We start from the raw sequence: 1,843 nt of genomic DNA, 5'->3' as shown, positions 1-1,843 counted from the left end.
CCGTGAGATCCTGTCGCCCCCAATATCACACAAGAGGTTGACGCCGCTACCCGCGATAGCCACGGGAACTATAGAATAGCCCGGCCGCAAGATTCACCGTTGACGCAAGGATGACCATATCGAAGAAGAAACTTATAAAGCCATGCACAGCTGCAAGGCGCCGCAGATGGCGGTGTTTGATTTTTTCGTCGGACACTTGGAATGTCATTCCAATTACTAGTGACAGATAGAGGAAGTCCCAGTAGTCGGGGTTGGGTTCGCCAGGAAACTCGAGGCCACGCTGCAAGTCGCCGATCAGCTTCGCATAAAACAGGTGCGCGTACCTGAGGCCGAACAGCATTTGTATGGTCAGCCAGGAAAGGACTATTGTCGTGGCTAGAATCACGACATGCGAGACGCTTTGAGTTCCAGTCGTATCCTCCAGCGCCCCGAACTCGATCACGATGACGAAAGCGCTCGCTACTATACCGGCGAGGGTCAACGCAAACACGGCCCACTCTCCGTCCTTGGAGCGCTGCCGCCCTTGCGGATATTCGATGAGGCGGGGTGAGCGCCATGGATACCCCATAGAGGCTCAGGAAGACCCCGGCACCAACATCCCAGCTGATGATGATCCGCGCTTTACCCAGAGGAAGCGACGAATAGCAGAAAACACCAGCCGCCACGGCCGCAATGAGCCGCGGATGGCCAGGGACTATCTTGATATAATTAATCATGTCGGCCCAATCGCAGGATCGGTCTCTCGAGTTTGCTAATGCGAATCCTCTGTATGGCCGCGGTCGTGAGGACCGACATCATGTTCTTGTTGGCCTACCTTGCGGTCCGAGAAGCCGCCCTGTACGGCGAAGCGGACACAGGGCCCCTCGCGACACGAGAAATGAAGATCAGCCGTTATTACCATCGACGATCCGATTACCTGGTGCCTTAGCTTGGGGGTAAGTTGTCGAGAGAAAGACGAAGCTGCGTTTTTTTTCCTTGGCATGCTTTGATGCTGCGCAGACGAACCAGTTGGGATCTGAGTGAGCATGGATAACGGCCCATGGGGAAGGCATGATGTCCATGCTCCAGGGCTATAGTTGTCTGCACGCACGATGCCGGCGAAGGTTCACTCACCGACTCTCAATGGCGTCATGTCATATGTGACGTTTAAGTCGGCCAGAGAGCTCGTCACCTTCGTCTCAGCGGCCCCTAGAGCTCCAGCCGCTAAGGCTGTGCCTCGCAAACCCGATCATTAGAGAGAAAGCGATACGTCGCCTTGGTGTTCGCTCATTCCTGGCAGGCAAGCGGTATGCTGCCCCTATCGCCCTTTCGACCTGGTAGCGCCCGAGGTGGTGGTCGTAATTTTTTTTGACGAGGTGGGTGTAAGTAGAGGTGGCCATCGGATTGGCTGGCTAAAGTGGAGTTGCGAGGCTTAGGTTGGACACCGGCTCGGGCTCACCCGCGTGCCCCAGAGCGCTTCGGTAGTGTCCTCCACCCGCGGTAGCGAGACACGGGCCAGATACACTCGATCAACGCTTCCCAACTGAACTCTGCCGCCGCGGGCAGCGCTCGATGAACGCCGTCTGAAAGGTCTGCCGCGGCAACTTGAGCACCTTCAGCGTCACCTCATCAGCGCGGGTCTACAGCGTCCGTTCGTAGCTCGCCGCCTCGATAGCCGGTCAGCCTCCTCATCCAGCATCGAGTTCGGCTCTTCTGCGGGCGAGATGCGCCGCTCTACGTCGTGGTAGAAGCTGCGTGGAGCGGCCCTCATTTCGACCGGACACCTGGCGCAACCATGAGGACCTAGGCTTACGCCTAGGCATGCGCCTATGCCCAATGACACCACACGCGTTGAAATCATCAC

1 protein-coding gene and 1 pseudogene are annotated in these 1,843 nt (G+C 57.2%); both read right to left on the bottom strand.

Features of this window, described 5'->3' with window-relative positions:
- Positions 1-46: 46 nt before the first annotated feature.
- Positions 47-568 carry a DUF1345 domain-containing protein gene (locus GSQ83_RS04315; protein WP_256367214.1) on the bottom strand — a complete coding sequence of 174 codons (522 nt, stop codon included), beginning with the start codon at positions 566-568 and terminating at the stop codon, positions 47-49.
- Between the two features lie 861 nt (positions 569-1,429).
- Positions 1,430-1,619 (bottom strand): annotated as a pseudogene (locus GSQ83_RS31110) (transposase); the annotation flags it as partial.
- Positions 1,620-1,843 lie beyond the last annotated feature (224 nt).

Source organism: Acidisoma sp. L85 (genome assembly GCF_009765865.1).
GTDB lineage: Bacteria > Pseudomonadota > Alphaproteobacteria > Acetobacterales > Acetobacteraceae > Acidisoma.
Note: the sequence above shows the minus strand (reverse complement) of the source record. Positions and strands in the feature narration are given on the sequence as shown.

Bases quoted from the DNA above. Each gene is read 5' to 3' on its own strand.
- GSQ83_RS04315 (WP_256367214.1), bottom strand. From the start codon at position 568: ATGGGGTATCCATGGCGCTCACCCCGCCTCATCGAATATCCGCAAGGG.